The 19863-nt window shown below is 72.9% G+C and carries 16 protein-coding genes, 1 tRNA gene and 1 riboswitch; of the genes, 13 read left to right on the top strand and 4 right to left on the bottom strand.

Annotation, left to right across the window (positions count from 1 at the left end):
* Entirely contained in the window at positions 1–960 is a 960-nt protein-coding gene (locus tag IE219_RS21300; protein WP_189979837.1) for a nucleoside triphosphate pyrophosphohydrolase, read from the top strand.
* Positions 961–979: 19 nt separating this feature from the next.
* Here IE219_RS21300 and IE219_RS21295 read toward each other — a convergent pair whose 3' ends face one another.
* Positions 980–2203: a globin domain-containing protein gene (locus IE219_RS21295; protein ID WP_189979835.1), complete on the bottom strand. Its 1224-nt coding sequence runs from the start codon at positions 2201–2203 to the stop codon at positions 980–982.
* Positions 2204–2494: 291 nt separating this feature from the next.
* Here IE219_RS21295 and IE219_RS21290 point away from each other — a divergent pair, with 291 nt between their 5' ends.
* The 9 genes from IE219_RS21290 (at position 2495) to IE219_RS21250 (ending at position 13103) form a co-directional block, all read left to right on the top strand.
* The gene (locus IE219_RS21290) at positions 2495–3814 is read left to right on the top strand and encodes a cytochrome P450 family protein (RefSeq protein ID WP_189979833.1); all 1320 of its coding nucleotides are present in this window, start codon (positions 2495–2497) and stop codon (positions 3812–3814) included.
* Positions 3815–3938: 124 nt separating this feature from the next.
* Positions 3939–5042: a transglycosylase family protein gene (locus IE219_RS21285; RefSeq protein ID WP_189979831.1), complete on the top strand. Its 1104-nt coding sequence runs from the start codon at positions 3939–3941 to the stop codon at positions 5040–5042.
* Between the two features lie 264 nt (positions 5043–5306).
* Positions 5307–5483: riboswitch (cyclic di-AMP (ydaO/yuaA leader) on the top strand.
* 3 nt (positions 5484–5486) lie between these two features.
* Complete coding sequence (locus tag IE219_RS21280; protein ID WP_189979829.1) at positions 5487–6230, top strand: LysM peptidoglycan-binding domain-containing protein; 744 nt, start codon at positions 5487–5489, stop codon at positions 6228–6230.
* Positions 6231–6523: 293 nt separating this feature from the next.
* Positions 6524–7810 carry a phosphopyruvate hydratase gene (gene eno, locus IE219_RS21275; protein ID WP_189979827.1) on the top strand — a complete coding sequence of 429 codons (1287 nt, stop codon included), beginning with the start codon at positions 6524–6526 and terminating at the stop codon, positions 7808–7810.
* A 103-nt stretch (positions 7811–7913) separates the two neighbouring features.
* Entirely contained in the window at positions 7914–8384 is a 471-nt protein-coding gene (locus tag IE219_RS21270; RefSeq protein ID WP_189979825.1) for an FtsB family cell division protein, read from the top strand.
* 35 nt (positions 8385–8419) lie between these two features.
* Complete coding sequence (locus IE219_RS21265) at positions 8420–8959, top strand: DUF501 domain-containing protein (RefSeq protein ID WP_189979823.1); 540 nt, start codon at positions 8420–8422, stop codon at positions 8957–8959.
* Positions 8956–9870: a Ppx/GppA phosphatase family protein gene (locus IE219_RS21260; RefSeq protein ID WP_189979821.1), complete on the top strand. Its 915-nt coding sequence runs from the start codon at positions 8956–8958 to the stop codon at positions 9868–9870. Before IE219_RS21265 ends, IE219_RS21260 begins: the two co-directional genes overlap by 4 nt.
* Positions 9871–10240: 370 nt before the next feature.
* Positions 10241–11626, top strand: coding sequence for an NAD(P)/FAD-dependent oxidoreductase (locus IE219_RS21255; protein WP_189979819.1), 1386 nt, complete (start codon positions 10241–10243; stop codon positions 11624–11626).
* A gap of 181 nt (positions 11627–11807) precedes the next feature.
* Positions 11808–13103, top strand: coding sequence for a class I SAM-dependent methyltransferase (locus IE219_RS21250; protein WP_189979817.1), 1296 nt, complete (start codon positions 11808–11810; stop codon positions 13101–13103).
* Positions 13104–13171: 68 nt separating this feature from the next.
* Here IE219_RS21250 and IE219_RS21245 read toward each other — a convergent pair whose 3' ends face one another.
* Positions 13172–15703 carry an ABC transporter permease gene (locus IE219_RS21245; RefSeq protein WP_189979815.1) on the bottom strand — a complete coding sequence of 844 codons (2532 nt, stop codon included), beginning with the start codon at positions 15701–15703 and terminating at the stop codon, positions 13172–13174.
* Positions 15704–15758: 55 nt separating this feature from the next.
* Positions 15759–16529 (bottom strand): ABC transporter ATP-binding protein, encoded by a 771-nt coding sequence (locus IE219_RS21240; protein WP_189979814.1) that lies wholly within the window; start codon positions 16527–16529, stop codon positions 15759–15761.
* A gap of 403 nt (positions 16530–16932) precedes the next feature.
* Here IE219_RS21240 and IE219_RS21235 point away from each other — a divergent pair.
* From IE219_RS21235 to IE219_RS21225, 3 genes are all read left to right on the top strand, one after another.
* Positions 16933–17018, top strand: a tRNA-Leu gene (locus IE219_RS21235).
* Between the two features lie 263 nt (positions 17019–17281).
* Positions 17282–18184 carry a Bax inhibitor-1/YccA family protein gene (locus IE219_RS21230; RefSeq protein ID WP_189979812.1) on the top strand — a complete coding sequence of 301 codons (903 nt, stop codon included), beginning with the start codon at positions 17282–17284 and terminating at the stop codon, positions 18182–18184.
* 199 nt (positions 18185–18383) lie between these two features.
* A complete protein-coding gene (locus IE219_RS21225) occupies positions 18384–18713 on the top strand; it encodes a hypothetical protein (protein WP_189979810.1) in 330 nt (109 codons plus the stop codon).
* A 35-nt stretch (positions 18714–18748) separates the two neighbouring features.
* Here IE219_RS21225 and IE219_RS21220 read toward each other — a convergent pair whose 3' ends face one another.
* Positions 18749–19588, bottom strand: coding sequence for a hypothetical protein (locus IE219_RS21220; protein WP_189979808.1), 840 nt, complete (start codon positions 19586–19588; stop codon positions 18749–18751).
* Between the last annotated feature and the right edge of the window lie 275 nt (positions 19589–19863).

The following is a 19863-nucleotide window of genomic DNA, read 5'->3' as shown; positions in this document are numbered from 1 at the left end:
GTGACTTCCGAGAACCCCGGCCGCGTCGTCCTGCTCACCACCAGCCACCGCGTCGCCCCCGGACTGCTGTCCTGGCCCGCCTGGCAGGCGCTGCGCGAGGCCGACCGGGTCCTCTGCGGCGACGAGGCCCACCCCCAGCTGCCGTACCTGCGGGAGGCGGGCGTCGCCGTCGAGCACGCCCGCCCCGCCGCCGCCGAGCTCGTCGCCGCCTGCGCCGGAGGCCGTACCGTCCTCGTGCTGCCCTCCGGGGAGGGCGACCGGGAGCTCACCGACGGCCTCGCCCGGCTCGCCGGATCCGGCCGGACCGCCATGCCCGACCTGGAGCTGCTGCCCGGCTCGTACGACCTCCCCGGCGCCCGCCTCCTCGACCTCGTCCAGGTCATGGACCTCATCCGGCGCCGGTGCCCCTGGTCCTCCCGCCAGACCCACCAGGGCCTCGCCAAGTACGCCATCGAGGAGACGTACGAGCTCGTCGAGGCGATCGAGACCGGCGACCGGCGCGAACTGCGCGAGGAGCTCGGCGACGTCCTCCTCCAGGTCGTCTTCCACGCCCGGATCGCCGAGGAGGACGCCGAGGAGCCCTTCTCCGTCGACGACGTCGCCGGGACCCTCGTCGAGAAGCTGATCCAGCGCCATCCGCACCTCTTCGGCGACGCCACCGCCGAGACCCCCGAGGACGTCCGCGCCCTCTGGGTGCGCGCCAAGGCCGTCGAGAAGCGCCGCGCGTCCGTCACCGACGGCGTGCCCGTCGGCCAGCCCGGCCTCGCGCTCGCCGCCAAGCTCGCGGGCCGCGTCCGCACCGCCGCCCTCGACGTCCCCCTGCCCCGGGGACAGGGCGTGGGCTACGAGCTCCTCGCCCTCGCCGCCCGCGCCGAGGCCGAGGGCGTCGACCCCGAGGCCGCCCTGCGCGCGGCGGCCCGCGCCTACCGGGACGCGATCCGGGCCGAAGAGGGACTGTGAACCGCTTCACCCGCCGCGCCTAGGCCCTGTCCGACAGGGCCAGGTGTGTGCGTGCCGCCGGGTCGTGCCAGCGGGCCGGGGGCGGGAGGAGCAGCCGCTCGGCCGGGGAGAGGGCGCGGACGGCCGGGCGGCGGACCGGCGGCAGCGCGTCGTGGCGCACCCGCGCCGGATCGGTGCCCAGCTCCGCCAGCACCTCTGCGGTCTCGGCGAGCAGCCCCGGCGGCCCCGCCAGATAGACGTCGTGGTCGGCCCAGCCGCCCCGGCTGCGCAGCGCGGTCAGCAGCCGCTCGGTGGCCTGGGCGCGGGGGTGCCGGGGCGCCGCCGCGATGTAGGTGACGCGCAGTCCGGGCAGCCGGGCCGCCAGCCGTTCCAGATCGGCCCGCCCGTACAGCAGCTCCCGCGAGCGGGCCACCGCGAAGACCCGGCCCCGCGCGCCCGGGTCGGTCTCGGCCGCCTCCTCCAGGAGCGCCTTCACCGGCGCCCAGCCCGTCCCGGCCCCGATGTAGGTGCGGGGCGCGCCCGGCGGGGTGCGGGAGACGAGCCCGCCGCCGGGGGCGCTCAGCCGCAGCACGTCGCCGGGGCGGGTCGCGGTGACCAGCGCGGTGCTGGTCGCCCCGCCCCGGACCCGGCTCACGTGCAGCTCGACCGTGCCGTCCGGGCGGGGCGCGGCGGCCAGCGAGTAGGTGCGCCAGGCGCGCGGCACCCGGGGCGAGGCGACGCCCGCGTACTGGCCGGGCCGGTGGCGGTACGGCCGCCGGGGCCGCAGGGTCAGGACGGCCAGGTCGCCGCCGTACCGCTCGTGCCGGACCACGTCCGCCTCCCACCACGGCGGCTCCCCCTCCCGTACGGACTCCTCGGCGCCGCGCAGCATCAGTTCGGTGATCCGGGCGTACGCCTCCGTCCACGCCTTCTCCGCCTCGACCGTCCAGGCGGCGCCCGCGGTCTGCGCGAAGGCGGCGAGCAGGCTCTCGCCGACGGCCGCGTAGAGGGCGGGGGTGGCGAGGAAGCGGCGGTGGTCGCGGCCGAGCCGCCCGAGGTAGCCGGGCAGCCCCGGGTCGTCGAACCGGGCCACCACCTCGGCGAGCACCGCGAACAGCCGGTCGCGCTGCGGGGCCAGGTCGGCGGGGAACAGCGCGCGCACCCGGGGGTTGCGGTGGAAGAGGTGCGCGTAGAAATAGGTGACGGTGTGCTCGGCGCGTCTCTCGACGACCGCGAACGCGCTTCGGAGCAGGGCGAGGTCCACGCGGGGCAATGTAGGGGCACACGGCGTCACCGCGCGGTCACGCGGCGGTGATGCGTCAGGTCGGGCGCTGGGACGCCGGGGGCCGGACGGTACGGTCGGCGGGTGCGCGAAGGACCCACCCCCCACCCCGACCCGGCCCCCGACCCGGCCCCCGCTCCCGCCTCCGGCCCTGACCCGGTACCTGCCTCCGGCCCCGCCCCGGCACCCGACCCCAGCCCCGCCCCGGCACCCGATCCCGGCCCTGACTCTGAACCGGCACCCGCCTCCGGCCCTGACCCGGCGCCCGCCCCGGTGTCCGCCCCCGCCCCCGCCCCGGGACCGGCGTCCGGCTGCCCGGTCGGTGGCGGGGCGGTCGGCGGCGGGCCCGAACCCGCCCTGTTCAGCTGGGAGTTCGCGAGCGATCCGTACCCCGCGTACGCCTGGCTGCGGGAGCACGCGCCGGTGCACCGGACCCGGCTGCCCAGCGGGGTCGAGGCATGGCTCGTCACGCGCTACCCGGACGCCCGGCAGGCCCTCGCCGACCAGCGGCTGTCGAAGAACCCCGCGCACCACGCCGAACCGGGCAAGACCGGCATCCCGGGCGAGCGCAGCGCCGGTCTGATGACCCACCTCCTCAACATCGACCCGCCGGACCACACCCGGCTGCGGCGGCTGGTGGCGAAGGCGTTCACCCCGCGCCGCGTCGCCGCCTTCGCGCCGCGCGTGCGGGAGCTGACGGACCGGCTCATCGACGGCTTCGCGGAGCGCGGCAGCGCGGACCTCATCCACGAGTTCGCCTTCCCGCTCCCCATCTACGCCATCTGCGACATGCTCGGCGTGCCCGCCGAGGACCAGGACGACTTCCGGGACTGGGCCGGGATGATGATCCGGCACGGCGGCGGCCCGCGCGGCGGCGTGGCCCGCTCGGTGAAGAAGATCCGCGGCTACCTGGCGGAGCTGATCCACCGCAAGCGCGAGGAGCTGCGGCGGGACGACGGCGGCGGCGACGACCTCATCTCGGGCCTCATCCGGGCCTCCGACCACGGCGACCACCTCACCGAGGCCGAGGCCGTCGCCATGTGCTTCGTGCTCCTCTTCGCCGGCTTCGAGACGACCGTCAACCTGATCGGGAACGGCGCCCACGCCCTGCTGCGCCACCCGGAGCAGCGCGCCCGGCTCCAGTCCTCGCTGGCCGCGGGGGAGACCGGGCTGCTGGAGACCGGGATCGAGGAGCTGCTGCGGTACGACGGGCCGGTCGAGCTGGCGACCTGGCGGTACGCCACCGCCGACCTGGTGATCGGCGGGCAGCCGATCCCGGCCGGGGACCCGGTCCTGGTGGTGCTCGCGGCGGCCGACCGGGACCCGGAGCGCTTCGCCGCGCCCGACGTCCTGGACCTCGGCCGGCAGGACAACCAGCACCTCGGGTACGGGCACGGCATCCACTACTGCCTGGGCGCGCCGCTCGCCCGCCTGGAGGGCCGGACGGCGCTGGAGAGGCTGCTGACCCGCCTGCCGGACCTGCGACTTGGCGCGGATCCGGACGAACTGCGGTGGCGCGGCGGCCTCATCATGAGGGGATTGCGCACGCTTCCGGTGGAGTTCACCCCTTCCGCACCCCCGCACCACGGGTGACGGCGTGTCAGAAATGTGATCTTCGCGTGATCGGGCAGCCATCGACTTGTGACGGACGTTCGAATGCGGCTACGTTCGCGCCAGCGTTCGCCGCCGTCCCAGCCGTCACGTGAAAGGCCCCTCCATGCTTTCCGGAAACGGACGACACCGTCGCCCCCGTCAGGCCCCCGCGCTCGTCGTCACCGCAGGAGTGACCGGCTCCGCCCTGGCGCTGCCGCTGCTCGCCACCGGCTCCGCCTCCGCCGCCGACGCCGCCACCTGGGACCGGGTCGCCGCCTGCGAGTCCGGGGGGCAGTGGAGCGCCAACTTCGGCAACGACGCCTACGGCGGCCTCCAGTTCACCCAGGATGCCTGGGAGCGGCACGGCGGGCTCGCCTACGCCCCCAGCCCGGACCTGGCCAGCCGCGCCCAGCAGATCACCATCGCCGACCGGGCGCTGGCGGCCGGCAGCACCGACTGGGCCACCTGCGCCCCGATCGCGGGCCTGAAGAACGACGGGAAGCCGACCGGCGTCCGGCCGGGCCCCGCCGTCCAGGAGGAGGACGAGGGCGGCGTGGCGCCCGAGTCGAACTGGACCGGGGGCTCCTCCGCCGGGACCCCGGCGGCCGGGCGCGTCCCGGACGCCGAGGGGCAGCGGGGCGGGAAGCCGGGGCAGGCGGCGCAGGAGGAGCGGAAGGCGGGGTCCACCACCTCCCCGGCCGCGCCCACCACGCCCGCCGCGCCGGGCACCCCCGGTGCCCCGGTGACGCCGACCGCCCCCGAGGGCCAGGGCGGCTCCGCCACCCCGTCGCCGACGGACACCCCGACCGCCCCCGGCGCCACCGCGCCCGGCACCGCGGACCCGGACGCCCCCCTGGACCCGCTCGCCCCCACGCCCCCCGGCACGGACGCGTCCGGCGCGCCTGACGCCGCGTCGGAGACGCCCGGCAAGGGCAAGCACCGGGGCGAGGCCGCCCAGGAGGAAAGTGGCGTAACGGACACTTCGCAGGATTCCGGGAAGCATGGCTCATCCGAGGGTGAAGTCGCCTCAACTCCCACGAAGGGGGACGCGAGTGGCGCCTACACCGTGCGGCCGGGTGACAGCCTGTCGGGCATTGCGCAAGAGAACGATCTTCCCGGTGGCTGGGATGCCCTCTACGACGCCAACCGTCAGACGGTCGGCGTCGACCCGGATCTCATCCTCCCTGGTCAGAGCCTGGATCTGACACTCCTTCCGGCCCAGAAGTGAGCCCCTTTCAGGGCCTTATGTCCGCTTTTATGAAAATGAGACATGGCTCTCTTCGCCTCACCTCGCGTGTCGCGCCCGCAAACTTTGCTCCCGTCAGTCCCCACCTGGGCAAACGAGGTCTGACGGAGTGCAAGGAAGGGTGATTTGTCCGACGTAAGGGTCTTTGAACTTCGAGCAGGTGTGTGGCTACGGTCATCACCGCTCGCCACCGCGGGCCCCGTCGACCGAAACGCCGAGTCCTGCCGTCGGCCGCCGGGAACAGTCGTCGCGAAAGCGCCGTAGGCAGGAGTGGGGGACCCAAGGTTCGTGCCGGTCCCGGCCGTCCGCGAGGACGGCCGCCGGATCGGCTAGGGGTGAAGCCGCACGCAAGGACGTGCGGCCGGGCGAACTCTTCAAGCCCGAACCCGACAGCTCACCTCACAGGCGTCGGTGAAGAGGAAACTCATGCTGTTCTCCGGCACGGGCAAGCGTCGTCGTCCCTCCAAGGCCACCCGCGTGGTCGCCCTCGTCGGCGTCACCGGTGCGGCCGTCGCCGCCCCGCTGATGGCCGCCGGCACCGCCTCGGCCGCCACCTCCTCCGAGTGGGACCGCGTCGCCCAGTGCGAGTCCGGCGGCAACTGGTCCATCAACACGGGCAACGGCTTCTACGGCGGCCTCCAGTTCACGAGCTCCACCTGGGCCGCCTTCGGCGGCACCGCCTACGCCCCGCGCGCCGACATGGCGTCGAAGTCCCAGCAGATCGCCGTCGCCGAGAAGGTCCTCGCGGGCCAGGGCAAGGGTGCCTGGCCGAGCTGCGGCGTCGGCCTCTCCCGCGCCTCCTACGACGGCGGCGCCGCCGAGAGCGCCCCGCGCCAGACCGCTCCGAAGCGGCAGGCCGCCCCGGAGCGCACCGCCGAGCAGCCGGCCAACCGCAGCCAGCAGCGCCAGGCCCCGAAGCAGCAGGCCGCCCCGAAGCCCGCTCCGAAGGCCGCCGCCCCGAAGGCCGCCAAGAAGACCGTCACCACCCCCACCGGCAAGAAGGTCGCCAAGGGCGACGGCAAGTACAGGGTCGTCGCCGGCGACACCCTCAGCAAGATCGCCCAGGCGCACGGCGTCCAGGGCGGCTGGGCGAAGCTCTTCGACCTCAACAAGAGCGTCGTCGACGACGCCGACCTGATCTACCCGGGTCAGCAGCTCCACCTGAAGTGACCCGGACGGCCCCGGTGAGTCCGGCGGCTCACCGGCGCCCGACGACCCTCCCGCGGTGACCTCCCCGGCCCCGGACCCCCTTCTCCGACGGGGGTCCGGGGCCGGGGTTCTGCCGTTACCGTCCAGTAGGTCCGGGGTCTTTCGTCACCCGATGACCGCCCTTGGGACCTTTTTCGTCCCAGGGGACGGGCGGTCGGCTGGCCGGACCGCCGGAGCCGGTTAGGCTCATGTCGCAAGGCGAACGAGACCTTGCGACCGTATGCGTCACACCCAGCGTCACATCCCAGAAGGAGATGCTCGTGCCGTCCATCGACGTCGTCGTAGCCCGGGAAATCCTGGACTCCCGAGGCAACCCCACGGTCGAGGTCGAGGTCGGCCTCGACGACGGCAGCACCGGCCGTGCTGCCGTCCCGTCCGGTGCCTCCACCGGTGCGTTCGAGGCCCTGGAGCTCCGCGACGGGGACCAGAACCGCTACCTCGGCAAGGGTGTCGAGAAGGCCGTCCTCGCCGTCATCGAGCAGATCGGCCCGGAGCTCGTCGGCTACGACGCCACCGAGCAGCGCCTCATCGACCAGGCCATGTTCGACCTGGACGCCACCCCGGACAAGTCGTCGCTCGGCGCCAACGCCATCCTCGGCGTCTCCCTCGCCGTCGCGCACGCCGCCTCCGAGGCCAGCGACCTCCCCCTCTTCCGCTACCTCGGCGGCCCGAACGCGCACCTGCTGCCCGTTCCGATGATGAACATCCTGAACGGCGGCTCGCACGCCGACTCCAACGTGGACATCCAGGAGTTCATGATCGCCCCGATCGGCGCGGAGTCCTTCTCCGAGGCGCTGCGCTGGGGCACCGAGGTCTACCACACCCTCAAGGCCGTCCTGAAGACCAAGGGCCTCTCCACCGGTCTCGGCGACGAGGGCGGCTTCGCGCCGAACCTCGGCTCCAACCGCGAGGCCCTGGACCTCATCCTGGAGGCCGTCAAGCAGGCCGGCTACGTGCCCGGCAAGGACGTCGCCCTCGCCCTGGACGTCGCCGCCTCCGAGTTCTACAAGGACGGCAAGTACCTCTTCGAGGGCAAGGAGCGCTCCGCCGCCGAGATGACGGAGTACTACGAGGAGCTCGTCGCGGCCTACCCGCTCGTCTCCATCGAGGACCCGCTCTTCGAGGACGACTGGGCCGGCTGGAACGTCATCACCGAGAAGCTCGGCGACAAGGTCCAGCTCGTCGGCGACGACCTCTTCGTCACCAACCCCGAGCGCCTCGCCCGCGGCATCGAGGAGAAGTCCGCCAACGCCCTCCTGGTCAAGGTCAACCAGATCGGCTCGCTGACCGAGACCCTCGACGCCGTCGAGCTCGCCCAGCGCAACGGCTTCAAGTGCATGATGTCCCACCGCTCCGGCGAGACCGAGGACGTCACCATCGCCGACCTCGCCGTCGCCACCAACTGCGGCCAGATCAAGACCGGCGCCCCGGCCCGCTCCGAGCGCGTCGCCAAGTACAACCAGCTCCTGCGCATCGAGGAGATCCTCGACGACGCCGCGGTCTACGCCGGCCGCAGCGCCTTCCCGCGCTTCAAGGGCTGAGCCCTTCCGGCACGGCAGCTTCCGTCCGTCCCCGCACCCGGTCCCGTACCGTGTGCGGGGACGCACGTTTGAGGGACACCGGCAGACAGGGAGGCGACACCACATGGCCGCGAAGGACCGGGACCGGTTCTCCACCGCGACCAGGATCAGGCTGCTCGGCGAGCAGACCGCCGCCCGCGTCTACCGCTCCCAGACCCGGCGCCAGGCCCGGCGCTCCCGGCTCACCGGCCGCGCCGCCTTCCTCGCCCTCGTCGTCTGCTCCCTCGTCGTCGCCCTCGCCTATCCCATAAGGAGCTACGTCTCCCAGCAGGGCGAGATCGCCGAGCAGGAGCGCGAGGCCGCCGAGGCCGCCCGGCGGGTCGAGGAGCTGCGGGACGAGAAGGCCCGCCTCCGCGACCCCGCCTACGTGCGCCGCCTCGCCCGCGAACACCTCCACTACGTGCTCCCCGGCGAGACCGGCTTCACCGTGGACGACCCGGCCGCCGCCGACCGGCCCCGCGCCGACCGGGGCCCGGACGACCGGCCCTGGTACGACAACCTGTGGGACGGCGTCGACCGCGCCGACCGTCCCTGACGACGCCCGCCCCCGACCCCACGAGCAAGGCAGACATGCACACGCCCCCTCCGCAGACCGAACGCACCGAGCCCACCGAGGCGGACGTCGCCGCCTTCGAGCTCCAGCTCGGCCGCCCGCCGCGCGGCCTGCGCGCCATCGCGCACCGCTGCCCCTGCGGCAACCCGGACGTCGTCGAGACCGCGCCCCGGCTGCCCGACGGCACCCCCTTCCCGACCACGTACTACCTCACCTGCCCCCGGGCGGCCTCGGCCATCGGCACCCTGGAGGCCAACGGGGTCATGAAGGAGATGCAGGCCCGGCTCGCCACCGACCCCGAGCTGGCCGCCGCCTACCGCGCCGCCCACGAGGACTACCTCGCCCGCCGCGACGCCATCGAGGTCCTGGAGGGCTTCCCCAGCGCCGGCGGCATGCCCGACCGGGTCAAGTGCCTGCACGTCCTCGTCGGCCACTCCCTGGTCGCCGGCCCCGGCGTGAACCCCTTCGGCGACGAGGCCCTGGCCATGCTCCCCGAGTGGTGGGCCAAGGGCCCGTGCGTGAACCCCTGCGGGGGAGAGAAGGAGACCGCGGAATGACCCGGGTCGCCGGAATCGACTGCGGCACCAACTCCATCCGCCTCCTCGTCGCCGACGTCCACCCGGAGACCGGCGAGCTGGTCGAGCTGGACCGGCGGATGACCATCGTCCGGCTCGGCCAGGGCGTCGACCGGACCGGCCGGCTCGCCCCCGAGGCGCTGGAGCGCACCTTCGCCGCCTGCCGCGAGTACGCCGCCGTGATCCGGGAGCTGGGCGCCGAGCGGATCCGCTTCGTCGCCACCTCCGCCTCCCGGGACGCCGAGAACCGCCAGGAGTTCGTGGACGGCGTCGTGGCGATCCTCGGCGTCGAGCCCGAGGTGATCACCGGCGACCAGGAGGCCGCGTTCTCCTTCGCCGGCGCCACCGGCGAACTGCCCGGCTCGGAGACGTACCTCGTCGTGGACATCGGCGGCGGCTCCACCGAGTTCGTCACCGGCGGCCGCGCGGTCGAGGCCGCCCGCTCCGTCGACATCGGCTGCGTCCGGCTCACCGAGCGGCACGTGCGGCACGACCCGCCGACCGCCGAGGAGGCCGAGGCGATCCGCGCCGACGTCCGCGCCGCCCTCGACCTGGCCGCCGCGACCGTCCCGATCGGCTCCGCCGGCACCCTCGTCGGCCTGGCCGGCTCCGTCACCACGGTCGCCGCCATCGCCCTCGGCCTGCCGGAGTACGACTCCGAGAAGGTCCACCACGCGCGGATCTCCGCCGCCCGGGTCGCCGAGGTCACCGCCCGGCTGCTCGCCTCCACCCACGACGAGCGGGCCGCGATCCCGGTGATCCACCCCGGCCGGGTGGACGTCATCACGGCGGGCGCGCTGGTCCTCCAGGAGATCGTGGAGCGGGTCGGAGCCGCCGAGGTGGTCGTCAGCGAGCACGACATCCTCGATGGGATCGCCCTATCCGTGGCATAGCGGGCAGCTATCGAGGCACTCGGCGGCGGCCCGCCCGAGCAGCTTCGTGAACTTCTTCACAAGGAAAAGGGTCCTGATGTCACCCGGGGAAGGTCTTTGGGCCCTCCCGGGGGGTCACCAGGACCCTTTCGCAGGTCCAGGGGGCACTTCGCTCGCTGTTTCCATCGTGTGAACGCGTCTGCTGGTTCAGCGTTAACGGAGGCTCTCCGGGCCAGTTCAGCGGCGGTGAACAACGTTCACCAGTGCATTCCGGTTCCTTTGCAGGACCATGATGTGGATCACGTGGGCGGCGGAGTGTAGCAGAGCACCCCGGGAAGCTTGTGAAGGGGCGCACGAGGTACCCCCCATCGGTGGGTGGATACTCGATGCCATGAGCACCACGGAGCGTCCCAGGATCCTCATCGTAGGCGGCGGGTACGTTGGCCTGTACGCCGCGCGGCGCATCCTCAAGAAGATGCGTTACGCCGAGGCGACCGTCACGGTCGTCGACCCGCGGTCGTACATGACGTACCAGCCCTTCCTCCCCGAAGCCGCCGCCGGCAGCATCTCGCCGCGCCACGTCGTCGTCCCGCTGCGACGCGTCGTGCGCGGAGCCGAGGTGCTCACCGGCCGTGTGACCACCATCGACCAGGACCGCAAGGTCGCCACGATCTCGCCGCTCGTCGGCGAGGCGTACGAGCTGCCGTTCGACTACCTGGTCATCTCGATGGGTGCGGTCTCGCGCACCTTCCCGATCCCCGGCCTCGCCGAGCAGGGCATCGGCATGAAGGGCATCGAGGAGGCCATCGGCCTGCGCAACCACGTCCTCGAGCAGCTCGACAAGGCCGACTCGACCACCGACGAGGAGGTCCGCCGCAAGGCGCTGACCTTCGTCTTCGTCGGCGGCGGCTTCGCCGGCGCCGAGACGATCGGCGAGGTCGAGGACATGGCCCGCGACGCGGCGAAGTACTACACCAACGTGTCCCGCGAGGACATGCGCTTCGTCCTGGTCGACGCCGCCGACAAGATCCTCCCCGAGGTGGGCCCCAAGCTCGGCCAGTACGGCAAGGAGCACCTGGAGAGCCGCGGGATCGAGATCTACCTGGAGACCTCCATGGACTCCTGCGTCGACGGCCACGTGGTGCTGAAGAACGGCCTGGAGGTCGACTCCAACACCATCGTGTGGACCGCCGGCGTGAAGCCCAACCCGGCGCTCGCCCGCTTCGGTCTGCCGCTCGGCCCCCGCGGCCACGTGGACTGCAACGAGAAGCTCCAGGTCAACGGCATGGACTACGTCTGGGCCGCGGGCGACAACGCCCAGGTGCCGGACATGGTCGGCCGCCGCGCCGGCAACCCGAACGCCTGGTGCCCGCCGAACGCCCAGCACGCCCTGCGCCAGGCCAAGGTCCTCGGCGACAACGTGGTGTCGGGCATGCGCGGCTTCGAGCAGCGCGAGTACAGCCACGCCAACAAGGGCGCCGTGGCCGGGCTCGGCCTGCACAAGGGCGTCGCCATGATCGTCATGGGCAAGGTGAAGATCAAGCTCAAGGGCCGTCTCGCCTGGTACATGCACCGCGGCTACCACGGCATGGCCATGCCGACCTGGAACCGCAAGATCCGCGTGATCGCCGACTGGACCCTCGGCATGTTCCTCAAGCGCGAGGTCGTCTCGCTCGGCGCCATGGAGACGCCGCGCGAGGAGTTCTACGAGGCCGCCAAGCCGGCCCCGGCCCCCGCCGCGGCCGCTCCGGCCCCGGAGAAGGCCAAGGCCTCGTAACACCCCTCCGTCGTCGAAGGGCCGTCCGTCATCCGTGGTGCGGGCGGCCCTTCGGCGTACCCGGGACGCGTTCCCGGGGGGTTGTGGAAGCTTTCCGCGCCGCGCCGGGATGGGAAAGGCCACCGACGGTGTTCCCCTGGTGACGACAAGTCTGGGGCAAGGACCACGGAGGTGTTTCACCATGGCCGACGCCGCGACGCGGCTCGCGACTCTCGCCGAGGATCTGCTGGGAAGTCCCCTTCCGGTGCGCCTGCGCGCCTGGGACGGGAGCGAGGCCGGACCGGCGGGAGAGGGCCCCGTCCTCGTCGTCCGGGACCGCAGGGCCCTGCGCCGGATGATCTGGAAGCCCGGCGAGCTGGGCCTGGCCCGCGCCTGGGTCGCCGGGGAACTCGACGTCGAGGGCGACCTGTACGAGGCGCTGGACCGGCTCTCCGGACTGATCTGGGAGCGCGACGGGGACTCCGGCGGCCTGCTCGCCGCCGCCCGCGACCCGCGGGCGCGCGCCGCGGCCGCCGCGCTGCTGCGGCTGGCCGGACCGCTGCCGCCCCCGCCGCCGCCCGCCGAGGAGGTCCGGCGCCCCGGCGGCGGCCCGCACAGCCGCCGCAGCGACAAGCGGGCGATCAGTCACCACTACGACGTGGGCAACGACTTCTACTCCCTCGTCCTCGGCCCGTCGATGGTCTACTCGTGCGCCTACTGGACCGACGGCGGCACCCTGGAGGAGGCCCAGCGCGACAAGCTGGACCTGGTCGCCCGCAAGCTGCGCCTCAAGGAGGGCGACCGGCTGCTCGACGTCGGGTGCGGCTGGGGCTCCATGGCGATCCACGCCGCCCGGGAGTACGGCGCCCGGGTCGTCGGCATCACCCTCTCCCGGGAGCAGGCCGCCTTCGCCCGCAAGCGGGTCGCGGAGGAGGGGCTGGCGGACCGGGTCGAGATCCGCGTCCAGGACTACCGGGACGTGCCGGACGGACCGTACGACGCGATCTCCTCGATCGGCATGGCCGAGCACGTGGGCGCCGTCCGGTACCGGGAGTACGCCGACCTGCTGTACGGCCTCCTGAAGCCCGGCGGGCGGCTCCTGAACCACCAGATCTCGCGCCGCCCTGAGCCCGACGAGGAGGCGTACCGCATCGATCCCTTCATCGACGCGTACGTCTTCCCCGACGGCGAACTCGCCCCCATGGGGAGCACCCTGACGATCCTGGAGGAGGCGGGCTTCGAGGTCCGCGACGTGGAGGCGCTGCGCGAGCACTACGCGCTGACGCTGCGCCGCTGGGTGGCGAACCTGGAGGCGGAGTGGGACCGGGCGGTCCGGCTGGTCTCCCCGGGCCGGGCCCGGATCTGGCGGCTCTACATGGCGGCCTCGGCGGTCTCCTTCGAGCGCAACCGGATCGGCGTGAACCAGTTCCTCGCGGTGCGGACGCCGCCGTCGGGGACGAGCGGCCTGCCGCGCCGGTCCCGGGAGTGGACGGAGTGACGGGGTGAACGCGGGAGGGCCGGTCCCCGTGGCGGGGACCGGCCCTCCCGGCCGTCGTGCGGGCCGGACTACTCGGCCTTGATGGCGGCCAGGATGTTCAGCTTCGCGGCGCTGCGGGCCGGCCACAGCGAGGCGAGGACGCCGACCAGGGCGGCCAGGGCCAGGAAGATCCCGATCCGCTCCCAGGGCATGACCAGGCCGTAGCCGGGGAGGCCGGACTCGAAGGTCTTGCCGAGGGCCCAGGCGAGGAAGGTGCCGAGGCCGATGCCGACGACCGCGCCGAAGACCGAGATGACGACGGCCTCCAGCCGGACCATCCGCTTGACCCGGCGGCGGTCGAGGCCGATCGCCCGGATCATGCCGATCTCCTGCTGGCGCTCGAAGACGGACATCGCGAGGGTGTTGACGACGCCGAGGACGGCGATGATCAGGGCCATCGCGAGCAGGCCGTAGACGATGTTCAGGATCAGGTTGATCTGCCCGCCGAAGGTGTCGCGGATGTCCTTGTGGTCGAGGACGGTGATGGCGGGGTTGTCGCCCATGGCCTTGACGAGGGCCTGCTCGGCGCCGGCGCTCGCGCCGCCGTCGGTGGCGACGAAGATCTGCGGGATGTACGGCTGCGGGTCGTGGGCGTCGAGGATCTTCCGGTCGATCATGACCGGGGAGAGGAACTCGCTGTCCTTGTAGACCGCGCCGACGGTCAGCGTGCCCTTCTTCTTGTCGAGGTACTCGACGGGCACGGCGGCGCCGACCTTCAGGCCGCGCGAGGTGGCGGTCTTGTCGGCGACGGCGATCTGGCCCTTGCCGAGGGAGTCCAGCGAGCCGTCCACCACCTCGACCTTGATGAGCCCGTCGATGGCGCCGGGGGTGACGCCGGAGGCGGAGGCGAAGCTGCCCTTCAGCTCCAGGGCGCCGGCCTGCTGCGGGGAGACCGCGCGGACGCCGGGGGCCTTCTCCAGGGCGGTCAGCGCCTCCTGGGAGAGGCCCTGGCCGCTGGCCATGACGACCATGTAGTCGGCCCGGATCTGGTCGACGGTCATCTTGTCGAGGGCCTGGCCGGCGCTGACGCCGAGCACCGAGAGGCCGGTGACCAGGGTGAGGCCGATGGCGAGCGCGGAGGCGGTGGCGCCGGTGCGGCGCGGGTTGCGGACCGCGTTGAGGCCGGCGAGCTTGCCGGAGATCCCGAAGACCTTCACGAAGAAGGGGCGGATCAGGGCGATCACGGGCCGGGACAGGAACGGGATGAGGACGATCGCGCCGATGAGGATGACGAAGGCGCCGCCGCCGATGACGAGGCGGCCGGTCTCGCCGCCCGAGTTGGCGCCGAGGACGGCCAGGACGGCGCCGATGGCGGTGATCGCCGCGCCGATGGCGTTGCGGACCATCAGGGACTTGGCGTTGGGGGTCGCGTGGACGCTGTTCATGGCGGCGACCGGCGGGATCTTCGCGGCGCGGCGGCCGGGCAGCCAGGCGGCCAGCATGGTGATGACGACGCCGACGCCGAAGGCGGCGATCACCGGGGTGGTGCCGAGGACGAGGCTGCCGCCCGGGACCTTCATGTCGAAGGCGGCCATGCCGGAGCGCAGGGCGACCGCGAGGCCGATGCCGAGGACGTAGCCGATGGCGGAGGCGACCAGGCCGACGATGCCGGCCTCGGCGAGGACGGAGCGGGTGATCTGGCGGCGGGAGGCGCCGACCGCGCGCATCAGGGCGAGTTCCTTGGTGCGCTGGGCGACCAGCATGGTGAAGGTGTTGGAGATCAGGAAGATGCCGACGAAGAGGGCGATGCCGGCGAAGCCGAGCAGCATCTGGTTGATGGCGCCGAGGCCGGACTCGATCTGGCGGGCCTGCTCGTCGGCCAGGTCCGCGCCGGTCTGGGCGGTGGCGGCCTTCGGGACGACCTTGAGGACCGCGTCGCGCAGCGCGTCGTCGTCGGTGCCGGGGGCGGCGGTGACGTTGAGGTCGGAGTAGTAGCCGGGCTTCAGGTAGAGCTGCTGGGCGACCGGGGCGTCGAAGAGGACGAGGCTGCCGCCGGCGCTGACGGCGCCGTCCTCGGTGGTGAAGACGCCGGAGAGGGCGTACTCCTTCACCGGGCCGTTGGTGGCGACGCGGACGCGGTCGCCGACCTTGTAGCCGCCCTTGTCGGCGGTGGCCCTGTCGAGGGCGACCTGGCCGGCCTCGGTGGGGCCCGCGCCGGTGGTGAAGGCGAAGGCGGCGTCCTTGCCGTCGGCGCCCGGGGCGAAGTTGGTGCCCTTGTTGGACCAGCCGACGCCGATCAGGGCGCCCTTCTTGTCCGGGACGCCGGCGAAGCCCTCGACGCGGGGGGAGACGGCGGTGACGCCGTCGAGCTTCGCCACCCGGTCGACGGTCTCCTGGGAGAGGCCGGGGTCCTTCAGGGCCTCCTCGGGGTCGGGCCGGAGGCTGACGGCGACGGCGACGTCGTCGTAGCTCTTGGCGGACTGGTTGCGGAAGGCCTGGGAGAGGGTGTCGGTGAAGACGAGGGTGCCGGAGACGAAGGCGACGCCGAGCATCACGGCGAGCACGGTCATCAGCAGCCGCGCCTTGTGCGCGAGGACGTTGCGCAGGGCGGTACGGAACATGGCGGGGTCCTGGAGTCCTGGAAGGGGTTCGGCTACGAGGGCGTCGGGCGACGCGTCAGCTCGTACGGCCCTTGGCGTCGAAGGCCTTCATGCGGTCGAGGACGCCGTCCGCCGTGGGGCGCAGCATCTCGTCGACGATCCGGCCGTCCGCGAGGAAGACCACCCGGTCCGCGTAGGAGGCGGCGGCGGGGTCGTGGGTGACCATGACGACGGTCTGGCCGAGCTCGCGCACCGAGTTGCGCAGGAAGCCGAGGACCTCGGCGCCGGAGCGGGAGTCGAGGTTTCCGGTCGGCTCGTCGCCGAAGATGATCTCGGGGCGGGAGGCGAGGGCGCGGGCGACGGCGACGCGCTGCTGCTGGCCGCCGGAGAGCTCGGTGGGGCGGTGCTTGAGCCGGCCGGAGAGGCCCAGCATGTCGATGACCCGCTCGACCCACTGCTGGTCGGGCTTGCGGCCCGCGATGTCCATGGGGAGCGTGATGTTCTCCAGGGCGGTCAGGGTCGGCAGCAGGTTGAACGCCTGGAAGATGAAGCCGATCTTGTCCCGGCGGAGCTGGGTGAGCTGCTTGTCCTTGAGGCTGGACAGTTCGGTGTCGCCGATCCGGACGGAGCCGGAGGAGAAGGTGTCGAGGCCCGCGACGCAGTGCATGAGGGTCGACTTGCCGGAACCCGAGGGGCCCATGATCGCGGTGAACTCGCCCTGGCGGAAGTCCACGCTGACCCGGTCGAGGGCGACCACCTGGGTCTCGCCCTGTCCGTAGACCTTCGAGAGATCCGTGGCGCGGGCGGCCACCGCGGTGGCGCGGGGCACGGTGGGAGTGGTGGTCACGAGCGGGACTCCTGTCAGAGCGGCGACCGCGTTCTGCGGTCTGCGGGAACCACTCCATCGTTTCGAACGTTCTTGTCGGGGTCGTCCGACCACGTGCCCGTTCCCGGGGCCGCCTCGGGTCGGACCGGGCGCCCGTCCCCTCCTCCTCTGGTATGACGGCGTCCCTGACGCGGACCCCTTTCGGGCGGTCTCCGGCCGAGGTGACACACCTGAGGCGAGATCTGGTCAATCCGGGGGCGGCGCTTTGCGCCCGCGAGCCCCGCCGCCGTTCGGGAAAACCGCTTCCACCTGCGCTGACGCACCCTCAAGCGTCAATGAAACGAGACAACATCAAACGCTCGTTCCGCTGAACGGGCGAAGGGCCCCGATAGGCTCCTGTGCCGACGCTGAGCTTCGCGGCGACGCCCGGATGGTGGAATAGCAGACACGGCGAGCTTAAACCTCGCTGGCCCTCGGGCCGTACCGGTTCAAGTCCGGTTCCGGGCACCACCCCGGGCCCAGGAGACCCCTGAGGCCCGCCGGAAACGTCCCCCTTCGTCCGGCCGCTCCCCCGGCCGGCCGCACCGCCGCCACCCGGTCTTTCCCGGGGCTTCCGCCGTCCTTCTCGTGGAACTCCCTTGCGCGCGCCCCGATGGCCGGTCAAGATCGAAAATTGTCGCAAAAGATCCTCCCGGAGCACTAGAGAGTTTCTTTTGCCTACCCATTACCCTTGACGCAAGGCCGCGCAGTGCGGCCGTCCATGGAGGAGTGAGATGAGGAGCAGCAACCCGGTCTTCTCGCGACGGGGGTTCAGCCGCGACACCGGCTACGCGGGCTTCAACGCGCAGCAGCCGCAGGCCGGGGGCCCCGCCGTCGGAACCAACCCCTACGCGACGGGCAACCCGTACGCGCAGGACGCGGGCAACCCGTACGCGACCAACCCCTACGCGCCGCAGGACGTCCAGACGGGCCTCCCGCCGCAGGCGCGGGGCAACGTGATGACGATCGACGACGTCGTGAGCCGTACGGCCATGACGCTCGGCACGGTCGTGCTCACCGCCGTCCTCTCGTGGCTGCTGCTGCCGGTCGACCCGGCGAACCTCGGCAAGTCGTACGGCATCGCGATCGGCGCCGCGCTGGTCGCGCTGGTGCTGTCGCTGGTGCAGTCGTTCAAGCGGACCCCGTCGCCGGCCCTGATCCTGGGCTACGCGGCCTTCGAGGGCGTCTTCCTCGGTGTGCTCTCCGCCACCGTCTCGACGTACATCGGCGACGGTGTGGTCATCCAGGCGGTCCTGGGCACCATGGCGGTCTTCGCCGGCGTGCTCATCGCCTACAAGATGGGCTGGATCCGGGTCAACCGCCGCTTCACCGGCTTCGTGATGGCCGCGGCCATGGGCTTCATGCTGCTCATGGTGGCCAACCTGCTGTTCTCGGTCTTCGGCGGCGGTGACGGCCTCGGCTTCCGCAGCGGCGGCCTCGGCATCGTCTTCGGCATCGTCGGCGTCATCCTGGGCGCCTGCTTCCTGGCCCTCGACTTCAAGCAGGTCGAGGACGGCGTGACCTACGGCGCGCCGCGCGAGGAGGCCTGGCTGGCCGCCTTCGGTCTCACCATGACCCTGGTGTGGATCTACCTGGAGATGCTGCGTCTGCTGTCGATCCTCCAGGGCGACGACTGACGCGTCCCGTGACACGGGGGAGGGCCCGTCCGGCACCAGCCGGACGGGCCCTCCCGCTTTTCCCGGCCCCCGCGCGGCCCGCGCCGCGTCCGGGAGGACCCGGGCGGCCTCCCGGGGCGCCGCAGGGCCGGTACGGCCCCGTCGGTGGCGTGTGGCGGCGGTGGCGGCCGGGGAGATCCCGCCCGGTAGGGTCGGCGGAGTGCTGGACACAAGTGAACTGACCGCCGCCGTGGAACGCTTCGCCGACCGGCTGCGGGCCGCCCCGCAGAGCCGCCTCCAGCGGGGCGCCGCCGCCGAGGGCCTCGCCCTCGCCCGGGAGCTGTCGGCGCGCGCGCAGCGCGCCGAGGAGCCGGACCGCGAGCCGCGCACCATGCCCGACGCGGGCGTCTTCACCGTCGCCGACCAGCTCGCCGTCGCCGGCACCGACCTGGCCGAGATCCTGCGAACGGCCCCGGCCGGCTCCCGGGAGCGGGAACTGGCCGAGGCCGTACGGATGGTCGGGGAGGCGCGGGAGCGCTCGGGGCTCTGACGGGGCCCGCTTCCGGCGGGCCCGTTCCGGCGGGGCTACAGGGAGGCGATCACGCGGTCCGCGAGGATGTAGACGTTCTCCTCGTCGGAGTCGCCGTACGAGAAGGTCAGCGCGAAGGCGCCGGAGACGCCCGAACCGCCCAGCAGGACCGGGGCGCGGCCCTCCCGCAGCGCCTCCGCGAGGCGCTCCGCCGTCTCGCGGTGGCCCGGCGTCATGCAGAGCGTGGTGCCGTCCGCGAAGACGTACACGTCGAGGGTGCCGAGCGGGCCGGGGCGCACGTCGGTCAGCGCGGTACGGGTGTCGGCCAGCTCCTCCAGGCGCGCCACCGTGCGCTCGTGGTCCGTCACCACCGGCGTCTGCACCGGCACGAAGTCCGGGTGCGAGGGGTGGCGGCGGCGGGCGGCGGCCAGCTCGGCCGAGTCCTCCGGGTACTCCGGGAAGTCGTCCACCGGGTCGGCGAAGCCGTCCAGGGCGGCGGCCTCGGCCTCCATCGCCTCCAGGGCCATCGCCTCCAGGCCCACGAAGTCCGTCTGGCGCGGCAGGTACAGGCCGCCGGTCTCCTCGACGCCCGCGCCGCCGAGCAGGGCGGAGGGCGCGTCGGCCGCGTCCCGGGCCTCCTGCGCGGCCCAGAAGGCCCGCGCCTCGGCGAGCTCGCGCTCGCGCTCCTCGGCCAGCGCCTCGGCGACCGCGGCCCGTATCTCGGCGACGGGCGTGGCGGTGCGGGCCGCCGGGACCGTCACTCCGTGACCGGCGGCCAGCTCGGTGCGCAGGGCGGTGACCTCCTCGCGGAGACCCCGCACATGGTGCAGGGCAGCGGCGCCCACGGCCGTGGCGGCGGCCGTGGTCAGCAGCAGGGCAAGAGACATGGCGCTCACTGACGTACTCCCGATTCCGAGTCGATCCCCCGACTTCCTACATCAGCTTGTCGCGGGGTGGGACCCCCTGTCAGTGCATTACGTCACGAAACGGACAGGTATTTTGGCCGGGCGTTTAGTCCCAAACCTCTCTGACCTGCGGAAACAATGAACCCCAGGATGTATGTCACATCCTGGGGGAGATTCGGTCACGGCTTGGACGCGGGGTGGTTGACGCCCCTGGCGGAGGGAGAACGCCCCGCGCCCAAGCCCGAACGACTAGCTCAGCCGCTCGT

It is taken from the genome of Streptomyces termitum (genome assembly GCF_014650175.1).
Classification (GTDB): domain Bacteria; phylum Actinomycetota; class Actinomycetes; order Streptomycetales; family Streptomycetaceae; genus Streptomyces; species Streptomyces termitum.
Note: the sequence above shows the minus strand (reverse complement) of the source record. Positions and strands in the feature narration are given on the sequence as shown.

Excerpts from the sequence above, each read along its gene's own strand:
- IE219_RS21230 (WP_189979812.1), top strand. The coding sequence starts at position 17,282 with ATGAGGAGCAGCAACCCGGTCTTCTCGCGACGGGGGTTCAGCCGCGAC.
- IE219_RS21255 (WP_189979819.1), top strand. The coding sequence starts at position 10,241 with ATGAGCACCACGGAGCGTCCCAGGATCCTCATCGTAGGCGGCGGGTAC.
- IE219_RS21250 (WP_189979817.1), top strand. The coding sequence starts at position 11,808 with ATGGCCGACGCCGCGACGCGGCTCGCGACTCTCGCCGAGGATCTGCTG.
- eno (WP_189979827.1), top strand. The coding sequence starts at position 6,524 with ATGCTCGTGCCGTCCATCGACGTCGTCGTAGCCCGGGAAATCCTGGAC.
- IE219_RS21285 (WP_189979831.1), top strand. The coding sequence starts at position 3,939 with ATGCTTTCCGGAAACGGACGACACCGTCGCCCCCGTCAGGCCCCCGCG.
- IE219_RS21245 (WP_189979815.1), bottom strand. The coding sequence starts at position 15,703 with ATGTTCCGTACCGCCCTGCGCAACGTCCTCGCGCACAAGGCGCGGCTG.
- IE219_RS21270 (WP_189979825.1), top strand. The coding sequence starts at position 7,914 with ATGGCCGCGAAGGACCGGGACCGGTTCTCCACCGCGACCAGGATCAGG.
- IE219_RS21260 (WP_189979821.1), top strand. The coding sequence starts at position 8,956 with ATGACCCGGGTCGCCGGAATCGACTGCGGCACCAACTCCATCCGCCTC.
- IE219_RS21280 (WP_189979829.1), top strand. The coding sequence starts at position 5,487 with ATGCTGTTCTCCGGCACGGGCAAGCGTCGTCGTCCCTCCAAGGCCACC.
- IE219_RS21265 (WP_189979823.1), top strand. The coding sequence starts at position 8,420 with ATGCACACGCCCCCTCCGCAGACCGAACGCACCGAGCCCACCGAGGCG.